Raw genomic sequence first — 5,770 nt, forward strand, 5'->3', positions numbered from 1 at the left:
CAGCAGTCCTACGTGCCATCACCGTCTGGCTGCCACATTTATCGGACACGCCCTAGTTGGCACAGTGCCAGTTCGATGTCGAGTTCGCCGAGTTGGTCGAGGGTTTCGGGGCTGTGCAGGATTTCGTCGAAGGGCCGCCGGTACTGCTCGATCACCCGGGTGCGCAGCATGCTGGCACTGGCGTGGTGACCGGTATCGCTGTCGCTGCCGTGTGTTTCGGTGGGGCCCAACGCGGCCCAGGCCAAGGTGGTGACGTGCAGCGGTGCTTCGGCGAACAGGTCGGCTTGGCGGGAGAGCAGTTCGATGAGCCGCTCACGCAGCGGTGATGAGGTGTTCGCCGATCTGGTGTTCGATGAGCGTCATATCGGCGCGCCCGGGCTGGCGCACGGTGGTGCGATCGCCGCGGCCTGTGATGACGTGCTGGGTTTTTCGTTGTGGGGCGCGGCCACCCCGGCGGTGACGCGCCGTTTGACGGTGGAGTATCTGCAGCCGGTGCCGTTGGGCTGCACGCATCGGCTGACCGCGCGGATCGCCGCACGCCAGGGCCGGGCCCTGCATGTGGAGGGGGTGGGCGTCGGCCAGGACGGTGTCACCCGGTTCACCGCTTCGGCGGTGTTCATCACGGTGGATGCGGCCCATTTCGCCGCGCACGGTGACATCAGCGGTTTCGGGCAGTTGTTCGCTGAGCTGACCCGCTACGGTGGCGCCGGCGACGCGGGGTCGCGGTGAGTGTGCCCACCGCCGCACCCCGGCACCGGGCGCGGCGCCCGCGCCGGCCGGCGGCCGCGGTGTCGGCGCGTCGCGAGGCGATCCTGGATGCCGCGTGGGCGGTGGCCTCGGCACAGGGTTTTGACGGTGTGCAGATGCGCGCGGTGGCTGCCCGGGCCGGCATCGCGGCCAGCTCGCTGTATCGGCATTTCCGATCCAAAAGCCACCTGCTGGTGACGGTGCTGGCCCGCGAATTCGAGCGTCTCGACAGCGAATTCGACTGGAGCACCGGCGATCTGGCACCGCAGGCCCGACTGGGACGGTTGACCGCACACCTGCACCTGGCCTGGCAGAGCAACCCGCGCCTGACCGAGGCGATGGTGCGTGCGTTCGTCCTCGCCGATACCGAGGCGGCCGGCGCGATCGAGCACGCCGTGGCGGTGATCAAGGACATGCTGGCCCGCACCCTGGGCGGGCCCACCCCCACCACGCATGACCGTGACGTGGCCAGCCTGATCGCCGATGTGTGGCTGGCCAGCCTGATCGCCGTCATCGGCGGCCGCATCGATGCGGGCCAGGCCCGCGAGCGTATCGACCGGACCACCCGACAGCTGGTGTGCGGCCCCGCCGCCACCGGTTAGCGAGACTAGTAGTATCGCTGCGCTACTCCCAGTACCATTAAGCGACACAATGACGTGGCGGAGGGAGTCGGGCATGCATACCCCCTGGATCGAGCGGTGCACCGTTCAGCGCGTCTCGTTGCGCGACGGATTGGTGCTCGACCTCGACGACTACAACGAATTGGTGATCGCCACCCTGATCCGGCTGACCCTGCCGCCGATCGGTTCGTCCTATCCCGAGGAGCAGGTACTCATCGATCCGGGCAACGTCTCGGCCCAGCAGCGTCCTCTGCTGGATCTGGCCGGCGCGGTGTGCACCGGGGCGTGGTGCGACGAGGACGGCGGGTTGCACCTGGGTTTTTCTCGCGGGCATCGCATCGATGTCGCCCCGCAGGAGGCCGCGACCTCCTGGGAGCTCTACGGCAAACGACACGGCTACATGGCATGCCTGCCCCGCGGGCGGGTGCGGGTGGAGCGCCACGACCTACCCGACGACGAATCTCACGGCGCCGCAAGTTAATTCACCTCGCCGTCCCCGGCTCCCGCCGCGGCCCTAAGGCCCGCACCGGCATTCCGATCCTCGTGTGGGACTATTAGTATCGTAGCGATACTGATAGTTTCGTTTCTGTGGGAGGCGTGCGGATGGGCGATCGAACCGGGGGTGCTGTGCCCGCGGGTGGCCGGCGGGGCGTCGATCTGTCCGGATCCTCGGAGTACAGCGCCCGGCTGGGGCGGCTCGCGGCGTTCACGGTGGGCCACAAGGCATTGGTGATCGGGGGGTGGATCGCGGCCGCGGTGGTGCTGGCGCTGCTTTTCCCGCAGCTGGAGACGGTGGTGCGCCAACAGTCGGTCGATCTGATCCCGCGTGATGTGCCCTCGTTTCAGACCGTGGACCGCATGAGTGAGGCGTTCGGTGAGCAGGGGTCCAAGACGATGCTGTTCATCGCGATGCACGACCCGGCCGGCCTGAGCGCCGACAATCAACAGCGCTACCAGGATCTGGTGGGGCGGTTGCGGGCCGATCCTGAACATGTGCTGCTGGTCCAAGATCTGCTCGCCGACCCGGTCACCAAAACCCAGGCGCTCAGCGGTGACGGCAAGGCCTGGTATCTGCCGGTCGGGGTGGCCGGCACCCTGGGGGATCCCACCGCGGCCGAATCGGTGCAAGCAGTGCGCGAGATCACCGACGCGGTGTTCGCCGGCACGCCCACCACGGCCTATGTCACTGGGCCACCGGCCACGTTCTCCGATCAGATCGCCTCGGCCGAGCACGACCTGGTGTTCATCTCGATCGCCGCCGCCGCGCTGATCGCGCTGATCCTGCTGATCGTGTACCGGTCGGTGTTCACCGCGCTGCTGCCGCTGGTGGTGATCGGGCTCAGCCTGGCAGTCGGGCGCGGGGTGCTCTCAGCACTCGGGGAACTCGGTCTGCCGGTCTCGCAGTTCACCGTGGCGTTCATGACCGCGATCCTGCTCGGCGCCGGCACCGACTACACGGTGTTTCTGATCAGCCGCTACCACGAACAACGCCGCGCCGACGTGCCCGCCGATCAAGCCGTCATCGCGGCCACCGCCAGCATCGGCCGGGTCATCTTGGCCTCGGCGGGCACCGTGGCCCTGGCATTTCTGGCCATGGTGTTCGCCACCTTGAGTGTGTTCGCCGGACTCGGGCCGGCCTGCGCGGTCGCGGTCGCAGTCGGATTCGCCGCGACCATCACCCTGCTGCCGCCGGTATTGGCACTGGCGGCCACCCGCGGCATCGGCGAACCCAAACCCGACCGCACGCGCCGCTACTGGAACAGCGTGGCCGTGGCCGTCGTGCGCCGCCCGGTGCCGCTGCTGGTCATCAGCCTGACCATCCTGCTGGCGCTGTCGGCGGCCGCGGCGACCATGACCATCAGCTACGACGACCGCAAAGGGCAACCCGCCACCACCGCCAGCAACCAGGGCTATCAGCTGCTGGACCGCCATTTCCCCAAAGACGTCGTCATCACCGAATTCCTCGTCGTGGAAAACCCGACCGACATGCGCACCGGAAAAGCCCTGGCCGACCTCGACGAGATGGCCTCGCGGATCGCCCAAATCCCGGCCGTGACACGTGTTTCCGGGGTCACCCGACCCGCCGGAACGCGCCTCGACCAAGCCCAACTGTCCTGGCAGAACCGACAAATCGGCGACAAGATGGCCGACTCGGTCGCCCAGGGCAACGATCGGCGCACCGACCTGGACAAGCTCACCCACGGCGCCGACCAACTCGCCGATGGCCTGGCCCAACTCGACACCACCGTGCGCACCGCGCTCACACCGCTCGGCGGTGTGCTCACCCAAGCCATCACCGCCGGTGACCGCATGCAGCGCTTCGGCCCGCTGCTGCAACAACTCTCAGCCACCGCACCCGACATCGACACCGCCATCCGAGCAGGCCCCGGCATCCGGGCGCTGGCCGAACGCGCCCAGACCGCCATCGCCGCCCTCGACCCCCTCGACACCGCACTCAACACCGCACCGTGGTGTGTGACCACCCCACAATGCGCCCAGATCCGCGACCAGGTCACTGTCCTGACCACCCTGCGCGACAACGGATTTTTCACCCAGCTCGCCACCCTGGGCGACCAGTACAACCCGGCCACCAACGCCACCGTCACCGGCACCCTCACCGAAGTGCAACACACCGTGGCCGCCATGAACGCCGCCTTCAAAACCCTCGGCAACCCCGAGAACCTGGCCGCCAACATCGGCCGACTCCAACACGGCATCAGCCAACTGGCCTCCGGCGCACGCGCCCTGGCCACCGGCGTGCACACCCTGGCCGACAGCAACATCCAAATGCTGTCCGGGATGAGTCAAATCGCGGCCCAACTGCAAAACTCCGCCCGCGCCACCGCCGGATCCGATGCCGCGACCGGCTTCTACCTGCCCCCCGAAGCCTTCGACAACCGCCAATTCGCCGACGTCGCCAAACACTTCCTCTCACCCGACGGCAAAACCGCCCGCTTCGCCATCGACACCAGCACCGACCCCTACAGCGGCGACGCGATGAACCTGGCCCGCCAGATCACCGACATCGCCAACGCCGCACGACCCAACACCTCCCTCGCCAACGCCACCGTCTCAGTCGCCGGGTTCCCCGCCGTCAACTCCGACATCCAACGCCTGCTCTCAGCCGACTTCACCCAACTGGCCATCGCCACCCTGGTCATCGTCGGACTCATCCTTATCGCCCTGCTGCGCGCCCTGATCGCCCCGCTATATCTGCTGGGCACCGTCGTACTCAACTACCTGGCCTCACTCGGCATCGGCGTCATCGTCTTCCAATGGATCCTCGGCCACGAAATTGCCTGGCCCGTACCACTATTAGCATTCATCATCCTCGTCGCCGTCGGCGCCGACTACAACATGCTGCTCGTGTCACGCCTACGCGAAGAATCCACCCACAACATCCGCGTCGGCGTCCTGCGCACCGTGGCCACCACCGGCTCAGTCATCACCTCCGCCGGCCTCATCTTCGCCGCCAGCATGTTCGGCCTGATGATCGGATCAATCGCCATCATGATCCAAACCGGACTCATCATCGGCTGCGGACTACTCCTCGATACTTTCCTCGTGCGCACCCTCACTGTCCCAGCCATCGCCACCCTGCTCCGCCAAGCCAGCTGGTGGCCACACATCATCAACCCGGTCGCGATACCCGGGCGGGCACGGAAAATCGCCGTGCCGAGCATGGTGACCCACGACAGCCGCTGACCTTGACAATCCACCCAGCCGCCGAACCCTCGCCGTGGTCGCCCCGCGAAGCAGAACTACTTGCGGTGGCACTGCGTCTCCTGCAGGAGCGCGGCTACCAAGGCTTGACCGTGGACGCTGTCGCGGCCGCCGCTCACGCCAGCAAGGCCACCGTCTACCGGCGCTGGCACTCAAAAGCCGAATTGGTGTTAGCGGCGTTCGTTGAAGGCACCCGCCACAACACCATTCCACCCGACACCGGCACCCTCCGTGGCGATCTGCTGCGCCTCGCGGAGATATTCAGCGAACAGGACCAACACCATGCCAGCACCATCCGAGCTGTGCTCATCGAGACAACACGCAACCCCGCACTCAACGACGCCATCCAGCACCGGTTCCTGCGCGAGCGAAAAACCCTGATGCAGCACGTCCTACAGCGAGCGATGAAGCGCGGTGAACTCGTCACCGCCATCAGCGACGAGTTGTGGGATCTGCTCCCGGGCTACCTGACCTTTCGGTACACCGTTGCCAACCGACCCCCAACCCATCACGCCATCGAATCACTGGTCGACGACGTACTGCTCGGAATGTTCACCTCGCCAACCGAGTAGTGCGATCCCTAGCGCCCGCAATGATGACTGGCGGGGTCAGGTCGTGCCGGCTGGGGACTGTGGAAATAACGGTGTTTCCGGCAACTGACACGCTGAGCGATGCTCGGC

Annotated in this window: 5 protein-coding genes and 1 pseudogene; 5 read left to right on the forward strand and 1 reads right to left on the reverse strand. The window is 66.8% G+C overall.

Annotated elements, in window-relative coordinates; genetic code table 11:
* Positions 1-53 precede the first annotated feature (53 nt).
* A pseudogene (locus tag CRM90_RS29295) lies at positions 54-338 on the reverse strand (TetR family transcriptional regulator); the annotation flags it as partial.
* Here CRM90_RS29295 and CRM90_RS29300 point away from each other — a divergent pair.
* The 5 genes from CRM90_RS29300 to CRM90_RS29320 all read left to right on the forward strand — a co-directional run bounded on the left by CRM90_RS29300 (position 304) and on the right by CRM90_RS29320 (position 5,662).
* Positions 304-729, forward strand: coding sequence for a PaaI family thioesterase (locus CRM90_RS29300; protein ID WP_233209585.1), 426 nt, complete (start codon positions 304-306; stop codon positions 727-729). The pseudogene CRM90_RS29295 and the gene CRM90_RS29300 overlap by 35 nt on opposite strands.
* A gap of 59 nt (positions 730-788) precedes the next feature.
* Positions 789-1,349 carry a TetR/AcrR family transcriptional regulator gene (locus CRM90_RS29305; protein ID WP_502693335.1) on the forward strand — a complete coding sequence of 187 codons (561 nt, stop codon included), beginning with the start codon at positions 789-791 and terminating at the stop codon, positions 1,347-1,349.
* Between the two features lie 73 nt (positions 1,350-1,422).
* The gene (locus CRM90_RS29310) at positions 1,423-1,848 is read left to right on the forward strand and encodes a DUF6188 family protein (protein WP_102810365.1); all 426 of its coding nucleotides are present in this window, start codon (positions 1,423-1,425) and stop codon (positions 1,846-1,848) included.
* A gap of 122 nt (positions 1,849-1,970) precedes the next feature.
* Positions 1,971-5,072: an MMPL/RND family transporter gene (locus CRM90_RS29315; protein WP_233209586.1), complete on the forward strand. Its 3,102-nt coding sequence runs from the start codon at positions 1,971-1,973 to the stop codon at positions 5,070-5,072.
* Positions 5,069-5,662, forward strand: coding sequence for a TetR/AcrR family transcriptional regulator (locus tag CRM90_RS29320; RefSeq protein WP_102810366.1), 594 nt, complete (start codon positions 5,069-5,071; stop codon positions 5,660-5,662). Before CRM90_RS29315 ends, CRM90_RS29320 begins: the two co-directional genes overlap by 4 nt.
* Positions 5,663-5,770 lie beyond the last annotated feature (108 nt).

Origin of the sequence: Mycobacterium sp. ENV421 (assembly GCF_002887815.1) — a bacterium.
Lineage (GTDB): Bacteria > Actinomycetota > Actinomycetes > Mycobacteriales > Mycobacteriaceae > Mycobacterium.

What these genes read in the sequence shown, in the direction of transcription:
- CRM90_RS29300 (WP_233209585.1), top strand. Translation starts at nt 304, where the DNA reads ATGAGCCGCTCACGCAGCGGTGATGAGGTGTTCGCCGATCTGGTGTTC.
- CRM90_RS29310 (WP_102810365.1), top strand. Translation starts at nt 1,423, where the DNA reads ATGCATACCCCCTGGATCGAGCGGTGCACCGTTCAGCGCGTCTCGTTG.
- CRM90_RS29315 (WP_233209586.1), top strand. Translation starts at nt 1,971, where the DNA reads ATGGGCGATCGAACCGGGGGTGCTGTGCCCGCGGGTGGCCGGCGGGGC.